Source organism: uncultured Fretibacterium sp., assembly GCF_963544685.1.
Taxonomy (GTDB): domain Bacteria; phylum Synergistota; class Synergistia; order Synergistales; family Aminobacteriaceae; genus CAJPSE01.
Window position 1 is genome coordinate 20515 of record NZ_CAUUGJ010000005.1, and the last position, 19829, is coordinate 40343.

Genomic DNA, 19829 nt, shown 5'->3' on the forward strand with positions numbered 1-19829 from the left:
CGGAGTATCGTTCCTTTTCCCGGTACCGTCTCATTCCGTTTCGCAGGTATTCACAGGCAAGGCGGCTTTTGCGAGGCGCCGCAGATAAGCAGACCGCCAAGAACGCTCGCGAGTTGTGCGGGGCGCTCAGGGGTTTCATCAGGGCCAGTCGCCTGCCTAAACGCCGCATACGAATGCCCGAGGAGCGGAATTATTGGATGAAGCGCTCCAGCTGCCCCAGTATCTCACGAGTCATGACGAGCATCCTGGCTCCCATCCAGGGGCCCAGAAGCACCATGCAGAGGAAGACGGCCAGGATCTTGGGGATGAAGATCAGCGTCTGCTCCTGGATGGAGGTGGCCGTCTGAAGGATGCCGATCAGGAGCCCCACCACCATCGCGACCATAAGGATGGGCATGGAAACCGCCATCATCGTCCACACGGCATTGCTCATGACGTCGTAAAGACTGAGGAGCGTTACGGGCATTTTTCCGGGTCCTCTCCCTTCGATTCCTTTCCTCCGCGCATCATAATCGACCGAACGGAAAACGGCGCGCTCAGGGCACGTTCGTGAAGCTCTTCAGCAGGCTCATCACGACCAGGTTCCAGCCGTCCGCCATGACGAAGAGCACCAGCTTGAAGGGCAGGGACACCATCATCGGCGGAAGCATCATCATGCCCATGGCCAACAGGACGCTCGAGACCACCATGTCCACGACGATGAAGGGAATGTAGATGACCACCCCCATCTGAAAAGCGGTCTTCAGCTCGCTCAGCATGAACGCCGGCACCAGGACCCGGGTCGGGACCCGGTCCCGGGATACGGGCTGTTCCAGCTTCGCCATGGAGGTCATCAGGGAGAGCTCCTCCTGCCGCGTGTAGCGGAACAGGAACTCCCGTACCGGCACGACCGAACGCTGCCAGGCCTGCTCCGCGGGGATGTCCCGCGCCAGGTAGGGGGCGAGGCCGTTCTCATAGACCTGGTTCCAGGTGGGATACATGGTGAAGAGGGTCAGAAAGAGGGCGAGCCCCGTGACGACCTGCTGCGGAGGGGACTGCTGAAGGCCGATCGCACGCTGCACGAACCCCAGGACGATGACGATACGCGTGAAGCTGGTGATCATCAACAGGATGGCCGGGGCCAGGCTGAGGACGGTGAGCAGCCCCAGGATCTGGAGCGACAGGGCCACATCCGCGGGAGAATCGGCGGAGGCGATGCCCAGCTGCAGGGAGGGCAGGGAAAAGGACCCCGCCTCCGCAGCCGACGCGGGCGTCAGGAACAGAAACGGCAGAAACAGGACAAGCGCCCCCAGAAGGAGGAAGAAGCCGGGCTCAACCTCCCTCCCGGTGAGGCGGCGTCCCCTCGGCCGAACACATCCAATCCTCATACGTCCACCTACCCATCAAACGGCTCCCGCCTCCGCCCGAGGTAAAGGCAAGGACATCCGGTCCGCACCGGACCACAAAAAAGACATCCTTACCCACGGGCAAGGATGTCAAAACCCTCACAGGCACTCCCTCTCCGTCCGAGCCGTTTTTCTTTTTCGTACAACGGACAAGGACGAAAGCGGAGGCGGACAGGACTCCCAACGCGATCAGGACGCGAGTCAGATAGACAAAAAGATCAGGCTCCGCCGCCATTCGGCCCGCCCCCAACGCCCACGGTCCGCCAAAAGCCCCGCGAGACTAGGCCAGTACCTTGGAGATCGCTTCTATGACCCGCTCCGGCTGGAAGGGCTTGACGATGAAATCGTTGGCCCCGGCCTGAATGGCCTCGATGACCATCGGCTGCTGCCCCATCGCCGAAACCATGACGATCTTGGCATTGGCGTCGAGGGCCTTTATGGCCTTCACCGCATCGATGCCGTTCATCTCGGGCATGGTGATATCCATCGTAACGATGTCGGGCTTGAATTTCTGATACGCAGCCACGCCCACCTTGCCGTTTTCAGCCTCGGCGACCACTTCAAAATCGTTCTTTTGAAGGATGTCCTTCAACATCATACGCATGAAGGCCGCGTCATCAACAATAAGAACCTTTTTGCCCATGCTGTATCCCTCGCTTACTCAGATTCTCTGACTCAAGCCCGGTCAGTATCGTTTCCGTTTTAGGAAAAATCACAAAAAATCCTTTATTTTCAAAGATTTATCGGGGCGGTAGCAAGAGAAAATCACCGATAACGGAACTGATTATATCACGAATTGTCCCCATGAAAAGCGAGAACGGGGACACGAGGGGGCAAAACGGCACGGGGCGTCAGGCGGAATGGACCTTGGCTCCGGCGCCCAGCACGTCCGTGATGCGCACGCCGAAATTCTCGTCGATCACGACGACCTCTCCCCTGGCTATCGGTTTTCCGTTGACCAGGATATCCACCGGCTCTCCCGCCATCTTGTCCAGCTCGATCACGGACCCCGTGGTCAGGGCCAGGATCTCGGAGATGTTCTTCCGGGTCTTCCCCAGCTCCACCGTCACCCGAACGGGGATATCGGCGATCATATCGATGCGGCTGCCTCCCGCCGCTCCACCGCCCTGTCCCAGTGGGAGAAACTCGGCGGGATGGACGTCCACCACAGGAGCGGGCTGCTGTGCGGCCCGGGACATCGACGACATCGGACCGGACGATGGGATATTCGGCTGAGGGGGCTTCGCCGAGGGAGCGGGGCCTGCCGGATGGGCCGAGGCAGCCGGCTCCTCCGGGGCCGGCACCGAGTCCTTGGGCGTCTGCTCCCCGATGATCTGGCGCATCAGGCCCGCGACGGCTAGGGCGGAATCCAGAGGAATGGAGCTCCAGACCTTGAAGGGAGTCAGGCCGTCCACCCGAACGGTGGCGGGGCTGACCCAGATCGAGGTCTCCGCATCGAGCTGGGGGAAGGGAAGCCAGCCCTCTCCCGCCAGGGAGGAGGAGATGTTCTCGGGCATCAGCCTTCTTCCGCCGAGAAGGCCGCTGAGGCTCGTGAAGGAGGCGCCGACGACCTGGCTCAGGCCCTCCTGAGCGGCATTCAGATAGAGGTCGCTGGGCTCCTCGGGCAGTTCCCTGCCCTCCCCGCCCATCATCAGGTCCGCGAGCATCAGCGCCCCCTGCTGCTCGACGACGAGCGTCAGGGGGATGTCGTCAAAGCCGCCGCAGGTCGCGCGAAAGATAAAGGGCGCCTCGGGGAGCTTCTCCAGGAAGTCCTTCTGAGACAGGACCTCGGCGCTCTCCAGGGCCGTGTCGACGTCCTTGCCCGACAACATGCCGAAAACGCTGTTCTCGGCATTCGAAAAAATAGAGGCGACCTCGTCCAGAAGCTGAGAATCCTCCATGGAGAGTCCCGATCCCGAGTCCTCCCCCAGCGCCCCTCCGGAGAGCAGCGCGTTGATTTCGTCCTGGCTAAGAAGATCGTCCATCTCCCTCTCCTCCTTCCGCCTCTTCCTGTGCCGTCCCATTCAAAACCCGGGTCAGTTCCGCCGCCAGGCGGCCGTGGCGCGTTCCCGGCCTGGCCTTGAAGCGCACGTGGTTCCCCACCCGGATGGAGATATCGCTCTCCCGCGTCTCGTCGAGCCTGATGACGTCCCCGGGCTCCAGCGCATAGACATCCGCCAGGCTCAGCACCGTATGCCCCAACTCCAGGCTGAGCGGAATCCTGACGCTCCCCAGCGAGCTGACGATGCACTCCCTCTCGTCCTCGTCCCTCTTGCGGCTCGTCGAGGCAAACCACTGCTGCGAGGAGAGCTTGTCGACGATCGGCTCCATCAGGAAATAGGGGAAGCAGAGGCTCATCATCCCCTCGATGTCCCCCACCTTCAGCTTCATGATCACCAGCAGCACCATATCCCGGGGCGGGCAGATCTGAACGAAGAAGGGGTTGCTCTCCATGCTCTCGAAGCGGAAACGCACGTCCACCACCGTGCTCCAGCTGTCCTCGAGAAGCTCCAGCATCCGCATCATGACCCGCTCGGTCACGGTCTTCTCGATATCCGTGAGCTCCCGAACCTTTCCCGAGAACTCCCCCTTCCCCCCGAGCATCCTGTCGATGATGGAAAAAACCAGGTTGGGGTTGAGCTCCACCAGGATATTGCCGTCAAAGGGATGCATCTCGACCGTTCCAATGACCGTCGGCTGCACGAGCGAATTCACGAATTCCTCGTAGGCCAGCTGATCCACGGAGGCGACCTCGGCCGAGACCATGGACCGGATCAGGGTCGACATGACCGTCGTCAGCTGCCGGGCGAAGGATTCGTGAATCATTTGAATGGCCCGGAGCTGGTCCTTGCTGAATTTATCGGGGCGCTTGAAGTCGTAGACCTTGACCTTGTAATCGCCGGAGTTCTCGGAGATGGAATCGAGGTCTACGCTCCCGCTGGTCAGGGCGCTCAACAGGGAATCTATTTCGCTCTGAGACAAAACGTCGGGAGCCAGAGGTCATCACCTGCCTTTACGTTTCAAAAGAACGCGGAGCCCTCACGGAGCCCTATTGAAGCACGAACGACTCGAAGAGTGCCTGAACGATAAGGGGCTCGCCCTTGTTCTCAGGCAATATGGAGTTCAGGGTCCGCTTGATGTCCCCCGCAAACTGCAGGGCGCCCTCGGCGCTGGTCAGGTCCTCGTAGACCTTGTCCTTGACGATCAGCAGCACCTCGTTCTTGATCCTGAGGAGCCATCCGGGAGCCTGCACGACCTCGACCGCCTTCTCGTTCAGGAGCTCCAGCGACAGCGTGAAGGTGATGACGTGCCTTCCCGCCCCGGCCAGGTTGCTCGTAAATTCGCCGACGGACACGATGGGCCCCGGCGCCCTTACCTGACGCGTCTCCACCGCGGCGCCGTCCCCCGACGCCATGGTGCGGCCCAGCACCAGCCCACCGCCAAAACCGGCCCCGAACATCACCAGCCCTACCACGACAAAGACAATGATCCGTTTCATGCGGCTCCGCTCAACCCCTTCTAGCGTTTGGGATACTGAGAAAGAAACACGAGATCGACCCGGCGGTTCAGCGCCCTGTGCTCGGGGCTGTCGTTGGGGACGATCGGCTGATAAGACGCGAATCCCACCGCCTGAAGCTTCAGCGGGTCGATCCTCCCCGCGGTCTCGAGGTAATCGGCCACAACCGCCGCCCTCATGGAGGAAAGCCCCCAGTTGTTGCGGTACATTCCCCCTGTCAGGGGGACCGAATCGGTGTGCCCCTCCACCGCCACGGCAGGGACCTTATCGCGCACCAGCGTCGCGATCTTGTAGAGCGCGCGCTGCCCCTCGGGCTTGAGCTCCGCGCTGCCGGAGGCGAAGAGGAACTGATCCGAGATCGAGACCGCAACCCCCCGCTGGTTGATCGAGACCTGAATCGACTTGTCCAGCCCCTCGGCGCGCAGATAGCTGTTGATCGTATGCGCGACGTGGCGCGTATCCATCTCGAAGCGCGGCGCCGCCCCGGCGTCCCGCCCCTCCTCCCCGCTCCGGTTGGGCTCGATGGACTCCTCCGTCGTCTGTCCGCCCTTAAGCACTCCCAAGGAGCCCTTCAACGAGATCAGGGCCTTTTGAAACTTCTGGGCGTCGACGGAGGACATCGCGAAGAGCAGGACGAAAAAACAAAGGACCAGCGTCACCATGTCCCCGTAGGTCGCCATATAGAGGGGTGCGGACGGAGGAGGAGGAGGAGCTTTCTTCTGCCGGGCCACGGGCTATTCCTCCTTCTGCCCCAAGGTTCCCCTGAGCCTCGGGGGAAGGAACACCTTGAGCTTCTCCTCCACGATGCGCGGGTTCTCCCCGGCCTGGATGGCCAGTATCCCCTCGACCATCAGCTCCATCGCCGCGATCTGCTGGGCCGACCGCGCCGCGAGCTTCTTCGAGATGGGCCCCGCGAACATGTTGGCCACCATCGAGCCATACATCGTCGTGATCAGGGCAACCGCCATTCCGGGCCCCAGAGCGCTCACGTCCTGCAGGTTTCCCAGCATGGCGATCAGGCCGATCAGGGTTCCGATCATCCCATAAGCCGGAGCCAGCTCCGCCATGGTGTCGAAGACTGCCTTATTTGAAAGGTGGCGATCCTCTCGGACCCCGATTTCGGTGTCCAGGATCGCCTTGACCAGTTCGGGATCCGTCCCGTCGACCACCAGTTGGATGGATTTCTTCATGAATTCGTTGTCGAGCTCCGAGACGTCGGACTCCAACGCCAGAAGACCCTCGCGCCGGGCCTTTTCGGCAAAGCTGACGATGGTCTGCACCATCCCCAGGAGATTGGGTTCCTTCGAGACGAAGGCGCTTTTGATCACTCCGCCCGCCGCCTTGAGCTTATCCCCGGGAAAGGAGATGATGACGGCTCCGATCGTTCCTCCGATCGTGATCAGAAGCGAGGGGATATCGATGTAGGCCCCCAGGCTTCCGCCCGAGGCCATGCCCCCAATAACCAGAATCCATGAGATGAGCATACCTACGACTGTGGTCAGATCCAAGATTCATCCACCTCTCGCCTGGCAGTATGTCCTCAGGAAAGGCCCTGCCGACCCGGCTCCGAATCCTTCGACTCGTCCAGGGCACCGGCCATAACACAGGAATAGCCCGCCAATCGCCTGAAGGTCACGATCTTATCGCAAATCTCCGCGAGGCCCTCCCGAACGATGTAACGATGTCCATTGAAAAGGCGCACCACGGAGTCCGGCGTACTTTCAACGGTTTCAATCATATCAGAGTTCAGCAAAAAAAGCTCGCCATTCAGACGATGCAGCTCAATCATCGTATCCTCCGTCCGACAAGCGCGTCGGTTTTCCAAAGACCCCATAAGCGCAGCGGTCCCCGGAGGCGAAGGAACGACGCACCCGCAGGCTGCGCGGATCACATCCTGATTGTATACGAAAACCGCTTAAAAAACGAGACGGGAGAGGCAAAAACCTCAGGATAATTCTCCTACTCCTCCCGACATATTTCAAGGTCCCCGGGGCATGAAAAACGGCCCCGCCGAAAAGGACGGGGCCGAATCATCCATGCTGCCGCGACGCGCTACCGCTTGAGGTTCACGACCTCCTCCAGGATCTGGTCGCTGGTGGTGACCACGCGGGTATTGGCCTGGAAGCCGCGCTGCGAGATGATGAGGCGCGTGAACTCCTCCGTCAGGTCCACGTTGGACATCTCCAGCGTGGCCCCCTTGATGGAGCCCTTCCCCCCGCTGTCGGCGGCATCGATGTTCGCATCGCCGGAGTTGATCGTCGGGGCGAAGGCGGAATCCCCGACCTTCTCCAGGCCCTGCTGGTTCGGAAAGGTCGCCAGGGCTACCCGGTAGAGCGGCTGCACCTGACCGTTGCTGAAGGTCCCCGAGATCGTCCCATCCACACCGACATTGAAGTCATTCAGGACCCCCATCGTGTAGCCGTCCTGATACACGGCCTTGGTGGTGGTCTCGGAGGCGTACTGCGTGACGCCGTTCAGCTTGTCGCCATTCCCGCCGAAGTTCAGCTTGATCTTCGAGTTCGTCATCCCCTTGAGGCTGAAGGGGATCTCGATCTCCTGCTCCAGGGGATCGCAGATGGGGCCGCAGCCGCAGAAGGCGATCTCCCCGGACGAGGGGGTCGGAACGATGGCGCTGGAGTTTCCCGACGTCCCTCCGGTGCTGTCCTCGCAGTTCGCCCCCGTCACCTGTTTCCCCTCGGAGTCCAAAAGAAAGGCCTCCCACCGCCAGCGGTTCTCGGTGATCTTCTTGAAGTTGACCTCCAACGTATATTTGTTGCCCTGACAATCAAAGATATCCTTCTTCGTCTGATGAAAGCCCCCCTGATTGATCTGGGCCAAGGTGTCGAAGGGCTCCTTGGGATTCGCGAGGTCCTTGGCCTGCTGGACCGCCAGCCCCGACCCGCTGCCGACGACCGCCACCTTGAGATTATCCGCGGTAAACCCAGCCGGGAACGTGCCCGTTATCTTTTCGACAAAATCGAACTTGCCGTCCGGCTTGAAGTGAACCGTGGCCGTCAGGGGAACCATCCCCGTTCCCCCCGCGTCGGGATACCACATGCGCAGGGTCACCGGCGTCCCCGACAGCTTGCTGGGGCTTTCGTCGAACTCCGCGATAACGGGGGTCTCGACCCCTCCATTCTTGAGGGTGAAGGACGCGTAGCGCATGTCGGCCTTGAGGTTGTACTCGAAGACCGTAGCCCCGCTCGGATTCTTGATCTTCAGGCCGCCCGTGGAGTCGTCGTAGTCGAGCGTCATGGCCACGGGGGGATTGGTGCCCGGAAAAACCGGCGCAGCCGGCACGTGGGTCCCCGCCGCCAGCTTCGGTTTGCCGCCGTCGATCCCCACCATGTCGAAGACCAATTCCTGCTTCTGCCCGCCGTTCTCGACGGTGACGGTCAGGTATCCCTTGCCGTCCGCGGACGCCAGGTTCGTCTTGAAGCTCATGTCGTACTCCACGCCGTCCATCTTGATCTTGGCGACGCCGCTGGGGTTCCCCGGCCATCCGCATTTCTCGTTGTAGGGAAGGTCCGGAAAACCGTAGGGAAGATAGGCGGCGCTGCGGCTGTCCAGATTGCACTGATAATTGATCATCGTCGTGGCGCGGGGCTCCATCTTCTTGCCCATGGGGATGTTGATGTCGGAGAGCTCGCTGGACCGGACAAATTTCTGGGGGTTCAGCGGGTCGCGCTCCATCTTGTAGCCCTGCACGCGATAGCCCGTTCCGGACTGAACCAGGTCGTTGTCCTTATCGCGTATGAAGGCCCCGGCCCGGCTGAACAGCGTGCTGCCGCCGGACTTCAGGACGAAGAACCCGTCCCCGTTGATCATCATGTCCGACTTGTTGCCCGTGTACTGAGCCGCGCCCTGGGAATGGATGGTCTCGATGGACGCGACCGAGACGCCCAGCCCCACCTGAGAGGGGTTGATGCCGCCGCGGTTGTCGCCCGGCCCCGAGGCGCCCTGGGTGGTCTGGTACAGCAGGTCCTGGAAGATCGTGAAGTCCTTCTTGTAGCCCGTGGTGTTGACGTTCGCTATATTGTTGCCCGTCACGTCAAGCATCGTCTGGTGCGCCTTGACGCCCGTAACCGCCGTCATCAAAGATCTGAGCATTCCTCAAGAACCTCCTGCGATAATTCTATGGAAGCGCTGATTCCAACAAAAACGCATATGTTATCAAGAGTAAATATGCAAAACATCCATAGGCAAAATCTCCAGCGCTTCCTTAAAGATTAACATGGGGTCTTTGCCCCCATGCCCCCACGCCGCTATCAGGATAGCAGCGGCCCCGGCAAGTTTTTTCCTCAAAACAGGCAAGCCGGGGTACCACCGGGGGGCTTCATGGATTAAATCAGCGCTTCCCTAAATTATCGCTCCGCGAAACCGCAGGCCCCCGTCCTGGAGGCCAGAAACCCTCTTACCGCCGCATTCATGGACGGCATGAAACCGTCGGCCTATATCTTCCCGATCTTTCCGACCTCGGGCCCCACGCCCTCGATCTTGCTGAGCGGAACAAATCCCTCCGTCGTCTCCAGGACGGTGCCCTGTTTGGGGTCGTCGAACCACACGGCCTTGACGACCGCAGCGACCTGCTTCGGGTTCCCGTCCGGGGTATCGGCCTCCTTCGTGAAGCCCACGGTCTTGCCCACGTAGTTCACCGCGGAGAATTTGTCGGCCTCCGCCATCTTCTCGAGGGTCCTGGACATGTTCGTCATCTGCTCCAGCGAACTGAACTGCGCCATCTGGGCGATGAACTCCCGGTCCTCCATAGGGTTCATCGGGTCCTGATTCGACAGCTGGGCGATCAGGAGCTTGAGGAACGCCTCCTTATCCAGATCCTTCGATACCGCCCTCGAGGCATTTTTCAACTCCTCCCCGCTCAGGAGGGGCTGATTGTCGTTTACGTTCATGACGGGCATGACGCCCACCTCCTAGCTTTATCGCCGGCCGCCCGCTCAAGCATCCGGCCTAGGCCACCCAGTGGAGCAGCCCCTGGTTCAGGTCCACCCGGAACACCGCGTTCGCCGCCTCGTCGTCCTCCCCGGACGCCTCGCCGCGGACCCGGCGCCGGCCCCCCTGCCCCCGCGAGAACCCCTGCTGGCGCCGGCCGTCGTCCTGCTGGACATCGACCGAAAAGTGGGCCAGCTGTACGCCCTGCTGGGCCAGGGACATCCGGAGCTGCACGATCTGATCCTGTACTAAGTGTCGGACCTGCTCGCTGGAAACTTTAATGTTCGCCTCGAGCCCCGAGGTCCCGGTGGCCAGTTCCACGGTCAGACGCCCCAGCGCGGGAGGATCCACGATCAGGCTCGCACGATGCCCTCCGCCTGCGCGGGCGAACCGCACCACGTTCTCGACTCCCTCGCGCAGGACCTCCCCCGGCTGCGCCCCTCGGCTCAACTCCAAGGGAGCCGTCTGAGGCTGGGACGGGCGGCGGTTCGCCAGGATGCCGTCGAAAAAGGACTGAAAGTCCGGCCGGGATTCCGTCCTCTCCGCACTTCGGGGAAGCTCCTCGGAGCTGTGGTTCCGGACCGCATCCGCCCCACGGGAACGCTTCCGGGAGGCGTCGCCGCCGGATTCCCGGCCACCCTCCCGCCCGGTCCCCTCGCGCGGAGATCTCAGGGCCGACGCGACACCGGAGCCATCGTCCCCATCCGGGGCGGACGCGGCCTGCTCCCCGGCCTCGTTCTCCCCCCCGGGGAGGGGGACCTTCCTCCCCGTCTCCCGACGGGCTCCAGGGAGCCTCGAAAGCGAAGGATTCTCTCCGGCGGGGAGTTCGTCCGCAGGGTCGGGCGGAAGCGCGATGGACATGGAATCGGCGCCCCGGTCCCCGGCGGCGGGGACCTCCTTCAATTCGGTCCGGCACCCCGAAACCTCGGGCATCGCCCCCTGCTGGAGGACGGCGGCCTCCGCAAGGATGGAGGGAAGAACCGGCGCACCGCCCCCCTCCGCAGGGGCCGCATTCGAAGCATCGGCCGCGCCCGCGAAAAATCCGCCCTCATCGTCCTTACCGCCATCCTCCCCGTCCGCCCCGGGGTCCTCGGTCCGAAAGGCTGGGGAGGAGAGCTGAGAGGCCCGAAACGAGCCCCGTTCCGCAGCGCCGGCATCCCCCGTCCCCGCTTCGGCCAACGCGTCCCCATCTTCCGCGCCAAGGCGGTTCGCCGCGCGGGACAGCAGGGCCTCCAGACGCCGGAGTTCCTCCTCGGGAATGGCGCTCAGCGCCTCCTCCGCGGCCTCCTTCATCAGGGGAAGGGCCTCGGGCGCCTCACGCTGCAGCCCCTCCTTCAGGGACGCAAGAATCTTCAGCGCCTCGGGAGAGAGCCGGGAAAGCCCGCCCCTCAGCACCTCGAAGACCCTCTCCAGCGCGGGGGGCTCCGCCTCCCTCTCCGTCCCGGGGACGGAGGCGTATTGGGCCATCAGGCTGGAGAAAAGCTGCGGGTCCGCGGGCTCGCCCAAGCCCTTCTTTCCGCCTTTCACCCCATCTCCGAACCCCTGTCCGGGGGTACTCACCTGTACGGAAGGAAACGCCTCCGCCAACGTCCCCACGTCCTTTCCCTCTGTTTATCGCCTTCGCCCGGCACTTGGGGCCTAGCGCCCTCGGCCGGACATTAATTCCCGTGGATTGAAACGGGGCTGCGCCCCGTACCCCCTCGCGAGCATCAAGATGCTCGCGGCCCCGGAAAGGGTGGACCTTCCAACCGGCAGGCTGGGGCTCCACCGGGATGCCTCGCTGTCTCAAGCCGCGACCCTAGCGCCCCCGGCCGGACATCAATTCCGTCAGCCGCGCGGCACGCTGGGGCTTCATTTTGCCCAGGATCGAGGCACGGGCGTCCACCGGAAGTTTTTTCAGCAGGTCCACCGCGAGGCCCTCCCGAAGCTGCTCCACGATCTGCGCCGCATTGCGCGCGGACATGTCCTGATAGGTCTTGGCCACCTGGTCGATCAGACGTTTTTCGTCCTCGGTCGCCTCGCTCCCCGACCGGTCGGCGCTCGACTCCGAAAGCAGTCGCACCTGCTCGTCCAGGACCTCCGCACGCCTGCCGAGGTCGTCCGAAAGGGCATCCAGCCCGGCCTTGGTGCTCAGAACGCCGCGCTCCCGCTCGTCAAGTCGCCTCTGCCACTCCTCGAGCTCGAGCCGGCGGCGTTCCTCCGTCGTCAGAGAATACCGGGCGGGGATGTCGAAGAGCTGCGCCAGGGAGGGGCCCACATAGGGAATTCTGGGGACCACGCTCCAGAAGAGAGGGCGGCCGTCCCAGATCCCGCTGAAGTGAAGGCCCGCCGCAGCGCCCAGGGCCAGGAGGAGAAGCAAAAACAACAGGCCCAGTTTGCTTCGTTTTCTCTTCTTTTTCTTGGGGGCCGCGGGAGAGGCGGCCGGCGCCTGTTCCGCCTGAGGCTCCCTGGGACTGTCCGCCACGCGTTCCTCGGCCATCTCTAATCTTCCTCCCTGTAGCGACGGTAGAGGGCCATGACGTTCCTGACGTAACGGGAGGCCGCCTCGGGGATCCGCCCCGCATCGACCCGGTTCGGCCCCGCGTTGTAGGCCGCCAGAGCTTTTTCGATATCTCCATTGTATTTATCGGTCAGACCGGAGAGGTATTTTACCCCGCCCTCGATATTCTGCTCCGGGTCGAAGGGATCCTCGACGCCCAGCATATCCGCCGTCCCCGGCATGAGCTGCATCAGGCCGCGGGCCCCCTTCGCGGAGACCGCCTCGGGGTTCCAGCCCGACTCCACCTGAATGACGGCACGGATGAGCTCCTCGTCGATGTTGTAGTCCTCCGCACAACGCCCAGCCAGCCTGCGGAGCCCGTCGATGGACCGTTCCGCAGGCGTCCCGGCCTTTTTAACGGCCTCGTCCAGGACATCGACGAAGCGCTGCGTCCCGGAGGCCCTTTTCTCCATCCAGGGAACGCACCGCTGCAGGATCTCGTCGATGCGCCCCAGCGCCCGGTTCATGTTCGTCATATCCGGTATCATGCCTCGGCTCCTTTTTTCGTCCGCGAATAGCGCACCATGGCCACGTCGTCCAGCTCGAGCTGTTCGGCATCCATCCGACTTTGAAAATCGGCGGCCCTGAGCCGGTCGACATAGGTCTCCATGACGCGGACGTCCCGATGGCGCTCCACCAGGCGCGCCTCCGTCCCCGCGATCCTCTGGCGGACATCCTGCAGGGAGTCCCGGCCCTCATGGATCCGGTCCTCGATCGAATCGATGAACTGCCGGCGGAACCAGAGCTCCGAGCAGGACGCCGTGTTCCCACTCCCGCCGCAGCCGCAGAAATCCTCCACGGCCCTCGACTTCTCCCCCTCCAGGGAGAAGAGCCGATCCATGACGTCCTTCTCCTCCCGGCGCTCCGCCGCCAGAAGGGCCTGCTCGGATCGCCTGTCGTCCTCCTTCAACTTCAGGATGCGGCTGAACCTTCGAATACGCTGATGCACGGCAGCAAACCTCCAGAATGAAAAACGTCTCATTCCATATTTTTCATATTCTTCTGCGGGCGGTCGAGGTTCGGAATCACGGCTGCGGGGCCAGGGCCAGCATAAGCCTGTCCGTCTCCTCGAACGAGGAGCTCTCGTCCACGCGCTGCTCCAGAAAACCGCGCACGCTGTCCAGGTGCGAGAGCGCCCAGTCCACCCGCGCGTTGGAGCCCGTCTTGTAGGCCCCGATGTTGATCAAATCCTCGGACTCCGCGTAGGTGGCCAGCAGGTCCCGGATGCGCCCTGCGGCCGCCAGGTGCTCCGGCGAGACGATGGCCGGCATGACGCGGCTGACGCTCTCCAGCACGCTGACGGCCGGATAGGAATTGCGCGACGCGATCTTGCGGGACAGGACGATGTGTCCGTCCAGGACGCCCCTCACCGTGTCCGCAACGGGCTCGTTCATGTCGTCGCCCTCGACCAGCACGGTGTAGATGCCGGTGATGCTGCCCCTCTCGCCCGCCCCGGCCCGCTCCAGCAGGCGGGGCAGCATCTCGAACACCGAGGGCGTGTAGCCCCTCGTGGCCGGGGGCTCGCCGATCGCCAGGCCGATCTCCCTCTGCGCCCGGGCGACTCGGGTCACCGAGTCCATCATCAGCAGGACGTCCCTGCCCTGATCCCGAAAGTACTCCGCCACGGCGGTCGCGGTCAGCGCCGCCTTGAGGCGGATCAAGGGAGGCTGATCCGAGGTCGCGACAATCAGGACGGAGCGCGCGAGGCCCTCCGGCCCCAGGTCCCGTTCGATAAACTCCCGCACCTCGCGCCCGCGCTCCCCCACCAGGGAGATGACGTTGACGTCCGCCGTGGTGTACCGGGCCATCATCCCCAGGAGCGTGCTCTTGCCGACCCCGGAGCCCGCGAAGATCCCGATCCTCTGCCCCGTCCCGAGGGTCAGCATCCCATCGACGACGCGCACCCCCACGGACAGGGGGCGCTCCACCATCTGACGCCTCAGAGGGTGCGGCGGTTCCGCGTACAGAGGATAAAAATCCGCGGCCGCCAGGGGCCCCCCGTCGTCCATGGGCTCCCCCAGGCCGTCCAGGATGCGCCCCAGCAGGGCCTCCCCGACCCCAACCTCCAGGGGATGGTTCGTCGAGATCACGTCGCACCCCGGTCCGACCTCGCGCAGGTCCCCCAGGGGCATCAAAAGCACCCGGTCGTCCCGGAACCCGACGACCTCCGCATCCAAGCCGTGCGAGCCGTCCCGGAAGCAGATGCGGCACAGATCCCCCACGCGGACGTCCGGTCCCTGGGACTCCGCGACCAGCCCCACGACCTGCGCGACCCTTCCGTTGATCTTGACCAGGGGGAGCTGCTCCAGCTCGGACTCCAGGATGGAGAACAGGCCCGGCTGCGTCACTTCGGGGCCCCCTCGTCCGACGCCTTGTCCGATGCGTCATTGGCCGCGGCCTTGCGGGTCCCGGCCCTCCTCTTCCGCGTCCCCGTCGTCTGCGGGGAGGGCGCCGCGTCCTTCCCGCCCTCCGTTTCCCCTTCCTTCTTCCGGTGGGCCGAGGGCCTTCTGGCCGGCTTGCCCAGCTTCTGGAAGAGTTTCTCTATCGAGGACTCGATCTGCCCGATCTGGGTGCGCCAGCGAGCGTCGTAAACCCCAAGGCCGGTCTCCACGATGCAGCTTCCGCGGTCCACGCTGGCATCCGGTTTCAGCTCCAGGTGGCGCACGCCGCGCAGCACCTCCTCGAACTCCCGATCCAGGCTGTTCTGGAGGAGGGCGATATCCTCGGGCGAGACGTAGATCACCACGCTGTTCTTGTCGCTGAGGCGCGTCAGGACGTCGGCCAGCACGGGCAGGACCGCGTCCGGCTTCAGCTCGACCTCCCGCTTCAGCATACGCCCCAGCATGTCGAACCAGAGCCGCAGCATTCGGGGCTGATTCAGTGCGGCCAGCTCGGAGAAGTCCTCCTCCAGGCGGGCCGCGATGGACTCCAGCAGGGAGACCAGCCCCCCCAGCTTCTTGAGGTACAGGGCCTCCACCTCGACCCTGGCCGTTCTGAGCCCCTCGGCATGGCCGGACTCCCGTCCCTCGGCCTCTCCATGGAGGCGCCCCTCCTCGCGCGCGCGTTCTTCCTCGCCCTGCACGCGCGACTCCAGGGCCCGCTCCCTCTCGGCATAATCCAGGCGGAGGCGCTCCGCCTCCGCCTCCAGTTCGGCCTTCTCCCGGGACAGGTCCGCATTGCGCCTCTCCGCACCATCCAGACGCCGGAGCAGATCCCCGATCTGCTCCCGAAGCTCCTCGTTCTCGTCCCGTTCCCTCGGGGTCGGAGCCTCCGGGGCAGCCTCCCCCTCATTGAAACGCTGCTCTTCCCCCTGTTCCAGGGAAAGAGCAGCCTCGGACTCCATTCCGATCTTGACGGCCTGAGGCAGCAGACGAACCGTGCGCAGGACCCTCTGGCGGACGCTAGACAACGAGCTCGTCCTCTCCGCCCGAGGCTATGACGATCTCGCCCTGTTCCTCCAGCCCCCTGACGATGTTGACGACCTTCTGCTGGGACTCCTCCACATCCTTGACGCGGACCGGGCCCATGTAGTCCATATCCTCCTGCAGCATCTCCGCCGCACGCTTGGACATGTTCTTGAAGAACTTCGTCCGAAGCTCCTCGGTCGCCCCCTTGAGGGCCAGCCCCAGCTCCTTCATGTCGACCTCGCGCAGGACGCGCTGCAGCGAGCGGTCGTCCAGCCGGATGATGTCCTCGAAGACGAAGAGGCGCTTCTTGATCTCCTCCGCCAGTTCGGGGTCGTTCTCCTCCAGGTGTTCCATGATGTTGCGCTCCGTGGTCCGGTCGGAGCTGTTCACGATGGCGACCACCGCGTCGATGCCGCCGGCCATCGTGAAGTCCTGCCCCATGACCGTGCTCAGCTTGCGCTCCAGCACCCGCTCCACCTCCCGAAGCACCTCGGGCGTAATGCGGTCCATCCGGGCGATGCGCTTGGCCACCTCGGCCTGCAGGACCGCGGGCAGGCCACTGAGGATCATCGCGGCCTGAGGCGCCTCCAGGTACGACAGGATCAGGGCGATCGTCTGAGGATGCTCGCCCTGGATGAAGCCCAGGACCTGCTGCGGGTCGGTGTGGCGCATGAAGTCGAACGGCCGGACCTGGAGGCTTGCCGTGATCCGCGCCAGAAGGTTCTGGGCCCTCTCCGGCCCCAAGGCGCGCTCCAGGACGTCGCGCGCGTAGTCCACCCCGCCCCGGGCCATGAACTCCCGGGCCATCAGGATCTCCTGCGCCTCCTTCAGAACCTCGAGCTTGAGCTCGGGCGTCACCTTGCGCAGGTTGGCCACCTCGAGCGTGATCAGCTCGATGGCGGTATCGTCCAGTTTTTTATAGACCTCGGCGGCGATGTCGTTCCCCAGGGCCACCATGAGGACCGCGATCTTCTCCCTGCTGGATATCGAACTGTTCGACTTAGCCATGAACGGGCTCCTTTTCCTGCATTTCGGCTAACTGTCGGAGGAGAGCCACTCGTTGACGAGGTTGGCCACTTCTCCGGGGTTGTTTTTGGCGTAGACCTTCAGCTGCTCCTCCAGCACCGCCAGTTCCCCCTGAAACGCCAGGAGGTCGGGGGAGGTCAGCATCTCCTGTATCGTGGGCACATGCTTGCCGCCCTCCTCCTCCAGGACGACCGCCGCCATGCGGGCCCTTCGGCGGCGGAGCCACCAGACGACGGCCCCCGCGGCCAGAAGCAGCATGATCAGGGCGATGACCGCACCCACGACGATGCGCGTCACCCGCTCCTGCCGCAGCTCCTCGGCAAGGGAATCGGCGAACGACGTGGAGAACTTCATCCCCTTGACGACCAGGCTGTCGCCCCGCGCCTCGCTGAACCCGATGGCGGAGGAGACGACCTCCCGAAGCTCTCCGAGCCGGGCCTCGTCCAGGTCCCCATCCACCAGGACCGAGGCCGTCAGACGCCGGACCCCTCCGGGCGTGACCACCTCGTCGCTCTTGCGCGTGGTGATCTCGTAGTTGGTCGTCGAGGTCCCCTTGTTGTACTCGCTGTTCACGTTCTGGGTGTTGATCGCGTAGCCGGGGATGTTGGTCGTGGTCCCGGGGTTGCTCGCCGCCGGCTGCCCCTGCCCGTTGTAGTTCTCCTCCTCCCGCTGGTTGCTCCGCGGGACCCCCTGCCCCGTCTCGGGGTTGGGCGTGTATTCGACGAGGGAACGGGAGCGCTTGTCGAAATCGAGATCGACCTTGACCCTCACGACGACCTTGCCGGGGCCGAACACCTGTTCGAGCATCAGACGCGCCTTCGACTCGAGCTCGCGCTCGCGCTGACGCTCCAGCTCCCGCTGAACCGAGGTCACGCTGCTGCGCCCATCGGGCGGGTAGATGATCATGGAATCGGCGATCATATCCGAGAGGATGCGCCCCCCCGTATCGACGACGGTGACGTCCTCCGGCTGGAGGCCGTCCACGCTGTGGGAGACCAGGTGGATAATCGACTTGACCTGATTCTGTCCCAGGGTCGTCCCCGGGCGCAGCCGAAGAAGGACCGACGCGGTCGAGGGCTTCTGCTGCTCGAGGAACAGGCGCTGCTCCGGAATGACGACGCTGACCCTGGCGGTATCGACGGCGTCCATCTGCGCGATGGTGCGCTCCAGCTCCCCCTCGATGGCCCTGACGTAGGTGATGCGCTGCTGAAATTCGCTGAGCCCCATCGAGGTGTTGTCGAAAAGCTCGAAACCCTTGCTTCCTCCCCTGGGCAGCCCCTCCTGGGCGAGGGAGAGGCGCGTCTCGTAAACCTGGCCCCTGGGCATGAGGATGGCGTTGGCCGACGGGTCCAGACGATAGGGGATCTTGTTCTCACGCAGGTAGGAGACGATCGCGGCCTGGTCCTCCACCTCCAGCCCGGCGAAGAGGAGTTCGTAGGACGTTCTCCCCCCCCAGAGGACAAGAAGAAGGATTGCGGCAACGACCAGAAACGCCGCAAGGAACAGGGAGATGCGCTGCCACAGCTTCAGCGAGACCCAGAAGAGAATAAAGGCCGCGAACCAGCGTTTGAGGCTGTCCATCATTCCTCAGAGATCAGCCGGCGATGCGCGACAAGGCCTGGTAGGCATCCACAAGCTTGTTGCGCAGCTCCATCATCAGCTTCAGGGCGACCTCCGCCCGGGACGAGGCCATGACGACCTCGGAGATATCCTCGACGTCCCCCGTCGCGAGCCTGCGCATCCTGTCGTCGGCCTCGAGCTGAAGGGCATTGACCTCCTTCATGGATGCGGAGAGCAGCTCATCGAAGGACAAACCGGCGGCAGCCGATCGTTCGGGTTCCCGTCCGTCTTCGATGCGCAGCGTGCCCGCCGCCGCGGCATCCTCCGCTTTCCGAATCGCCAATCGACTCATGTCCAGCATCAAGCGGTCCAAAATAAAGCCCCTCCCAGTCAGGAATCTGGCCCCGCTCCCGCACAAACGCCCCGCGCGGGAACACGTCTCGAGGAACATCAAATGTTTTTACGCCACAACTTGTCTTATGTCTTTTGAACCTGCGCGGAAGCCCGCGCCCGATTCGGGGACCCCCGCAGCACTGACCAACACAACTCGCATACGCTCGTTAGTCGCCTGCTTCTCGCCGGTCGCCTGCTCAAATCCCCCAAGCCGCTGAAAACGGCGGCGGCCCCGGCAGGCTCCTCCTCGAAACAGGCAGGCTGGGGTACCAAAGGGAGGCATTATGGATTAAATTCTAGTGTTTCTATAAGTATAACGTATTTTTACTGAAAACCCTCATAAGGATATCATGAAAATGAGCTCCGCGGGGATATCCGATCATGAAAAATGTTATGATTGTCGCCGTCGTACCCTGCCCGGCAAAGGGTACCGCCGCGGAGAAGCGGATAGCATCACGGACGGAGGCACAAGATGAACGATCCCCGCTTGCAAGACGAATCCCCCGATCTCGACGGCCCCGCGGCCCCGCGGTCATGACGCTGGGCCCCGAGTTCGTCCGCGGGCTTCGGGCCGCCCTGTCCGGCCGGCTGCCCTGGCGCATCCACAAGGCCGAGGGCGGGGACTCCTGGGTCGCCCTGAAACTGGGCCATGACGACCTGTGGCTCCTGTTCTCGTGGGGCTCCGGGACCGGAGGCTGCTGCCTGGCCGACGGCGGCTCGGTCTCGGCGCTGCGGAAGGGCGCACCGGCCAGGACGCCCCTCGTCGAGGCGCTTCGGAGCCGCTTCGTCAAGGGGGACCTCACCGCCGCCCGGCAGATCAACCACGACCGCATCCTGGAGTTCGAGGTCCGCCGCCGCGTGGCGGCCGGGGCCGAGGTACGCTACTTCCTGGTCCTCGAGGCCACGGAACCCCTGGGGAACCTCATCCTCCTCGACGCGGACCGCCGTATCGAGGAGCTGGCGCGTCACGAGGCCCCGGACCGGAACCCCTACCGGACGCTCCTCCCCGGCCTGTCTCTTATACACATCTGACGCTGCCGACGACTAGTCGAGTG

General features: G+C 63.7%; 21 protein-coding genes. 1 reads left to right on the plus strand and 20 read right to left on the minus strand.

Translation table 11 applies throughout. The features are described 5' to 3' along the window. Positions 1 to 190: 190 nt before the first annotated feature. The 20 genes from fliQ to fliE all read right to left on the minus strand — a co-directional run bounded on the left by fliQ (position 191) and on the right by fliE (position 18754). Positions 191 to 466: a flagellar biosynthesis protein FliQ gene (gene fliQ / locus ABLA28_RS01150; RefSeq protein WP_299298514.1), complete on the minus strand. Its 276-nt coding sequence runs from the start codon at positions 464 to 466 to the stop codon at positions 191 to 193. Positions 467 to 536: 70 nt separating this feature from the next. Then, entirely contained in the window at positions 537 to 1367 is an 831-nt protein-coding gene (gene fliP / locus ABLA28_RS01155; protein WP_347712173.1) for a flagellar type III secretion system pore protein FliP, read from the minus strand. A gap of 298 nt (positions 1368 to 1665) precedes the next feature. After that, positions 1666 to 2028 (minus strand): response regulator, encoded by a 363-nt coding sequence (locus ABLA28_RS01160; RefSeq protein ID WP_124887112.1) that lies wholly within the window; start codon positions 2026 to 2028, stop codon positions 1666 to 1668. Positions 2029 to 2236: 208 nt separating this feature from the next. Further along, a complete protein-coding gene (gene fliN / locus ABLA28_RS01165; RefSeq protein WP_347712174.1) occupies positions 2237 to 3370 on the minus strand; it encodes a flagellar motor switch protein FliN in 1134 nt (377 codons plus the stop codon). After that, positions 3354 to 4367, minus strand: a complete 1014-nt coding sequence (gene fliM / locus ABLA28_RS01170; protein WP_299298499.1) for a flagellar motor switch protein FliM — start codon at positions 4365 to 4367, stop codon at positions 3354 to 3356. The genes fliN and fliM overlap by 17 nt, the downstream gene beginning before the upstream one ends. 67 nt (positions 4368 to 4434) lie before the next feature. Continuing rightward, positions 4435 to 4884: a flagellar basal body-associated FliL family protein gene (locus ABLA28_RS01175; protein WP_314718858.1), complete on the minus strand. Its 450-nt coding sequence runs from the start codon at positions 4882 to 4884 to the stop codon at positions 4435 to 4437. Between the two features lie 20 nt (positions 4885 to 4904). Next, positions 4905 to 5633: a flagellar motor protein MotB gene (locus ABLA28_RS01180; RefSeq protein ID WP_299298493.1), complete on the minus strand. Its 729-nt coding sequence runs from the start codon at positions 5631 to 5633 to the stop codon at positions 4905 to 4907. Between the two features lie 3 nt (positions 5634 to 5636). After that, complete coding sequence (locus ABLA28_RS01185) at positions 5637 to 6410, minus strand: motility protein A (protein ID WP_299298490.1); 774 nt, start codon at positions 6408 to 6410, stop codon at positions 5637 to 5639. A gap of 32 nt (positions 6411 to 6442) precedes the next feature. Then, on the minus strand, positions 6443 to 6691 hold the full coding sequence (locus ABLA28_RS01190) for a flagellar FlbD family protein (RefSeq protein WP_299298487.1): 249 nt from the start codon (positions 6689 to 6691) through the stop codon (positions 6443 to 6445). A gap of 263 nt (positions 6692 to 6954) precedes the next feature. Next, positions 6955 to 9012: a flagellar hook-basal body complex protein gene (locus ABLA28_RS01195; protein ID WP_347712175.1), complete on the minus strand. Its 2058-nt coding sequence runs from the start codon at positions 9010 to 9012 to the stop codon at positions 6955 to 6957. A gap of 341 nt (positions 9013 to 9353) precedes the next feature. Continuing rightward, positions 9354 to 9818, minus strand: coding sequence for a flagellar hook capping FlgD N-terminal domain-containing protein (locus ABLA28_RS01200; RefSeq protein WP_314718862.1), 465 nt, complete (start codon positions 9816 to 9818; stop codon positions 9354 to 9356). Positions 9819 to 9867: 49 nt separating this feature from the next. Then, positions 9868 to 11445: a flagellar hook-length control protein FliK gene (locus ABLA28_RS01205; RefSeq protein ID WP_347712176.1), complete on the minus strand. Its 1578-nt coding sequence runs from the start codon at positions 11443 to 11445 to the stop codon at positions 9868 to 9870. A 202-nt stretch (positions 11446 to 11647) separates the two neighbouring features. Then, a complete protein-coding gene (locus ABLA28_RS01210; RefSeq protein WP_347712177.1) occupies positions 11648 to 12328 on the minus strand; it encodes an MgtE intracellular region in 681 nt (226 codons plus the stop codon). A gap of 2 nt (positions 12329 to 12330) precedes the next feature. Next, entirely contained in the window at positions 12331 to 12876 is a 546-nt protein-coding gene (locus tag ABLA28_RS01215) for a lytic transglycosylase domain-containing protein (protein ID WP_314719214.1), read from the minus strand. Continuing rightward, positions 12873 to 13337: a flagellar FliJ family protein gene (locus ABLA28_RS01220; protein WP_347712178.1), complete on the minus strand. Its 465-nt coding sequence runs from the start codon at positions 13335 to 13337 to the stop codon at positions 12873 to 12875. Before ABLA28_RS01220 ends, ABLA28_RS01215 begins: the two co-directional genes overlap by 4 nt. A gap of 76 nt (positions 13338 to 13413) precedes the next feature. Next, the gene (gene fliI, locus ABLA28_RS01225; protein WP_299298465.1) at positions 13414 to 14736 is read right to left on the minus strand and encodes a flagellar protein export ATPase FliI; all 1323 of its coding nucleotides are present in this window, start codon (positions 14734 to 14736) and stop codon (positions 13414 to 13416) included. Beyond that, positions 14733 to 15797, minus strand: a complete 1065-nt coding sequence (locus ABLA28_RS01230) for a FliH/SctL family protein (RefSeq protein WP_347712179.1) — start codon at positions 15795 to 15797, stop codon at positions 14733 to 14735. The genes fliI and ABLA28_RS01230 overlap by 4 nt, the downstream gene beginning before the upstream one ends. Beyond that, positions 15790 to 16803 (minus strand): flagellar motor switch protein FliG, encoded by a 1014-nt coding sequence (fliG, locus tag ABLA28_RS01235; RefSeq protein WP_299298459.1) that lies wholly within the window; start codon positions 16801 to 16803, stop codon positions 15790 to 15792. Before fliG ends, ABLA28_RS01230 begins: the two co-directional genes overlap by 8 nt. A gap of 27 nt (positions 16804 to 16830) precedes the next feature. Continuing rightward, entirely contained in the window at positions 16831 to 18405 is a 1575-nt protein-coding gene (gene fliF / locus ABLA28_RS01240; protein ID WP_347712180.1) for a flagellar basal-body MS-ring/collar protein FliF, read from the minus strand. Positions 18406 to 18415: 10 nt separating this feature from the next. After that, the gene (gene fliE / locus ABLA28_RS01245; RefSeq protein WP_347712181.1) at positions 18416 to 18754 is read right to left on the minus strand and encodes a flagellar hook-basal body complex protein FliE; all 339 of its coding nucleotides are present in this window, start codon (positions 18752 to 18754) and stop codon (positions 18416 to 18418) included. Between the two features lie 554 nt (positions 18755 to 19308). On the opposite strand from fliE, the gene ABLA28_RS01250 reads away from it, so the two are divergent. Then, on the plus strand, positions 19309 to 19806 hold the full coding sequence (locus ABLA28_RS01250; RefSeq protein ID WP_347712182.1) for an NFACT family protein: 498 nt from the start codon (positions 19309 to 19311) through the stop codon (positions 19804 to 19806). Positions 19807 to 19829: the final 23 nt, after the last annotated feature.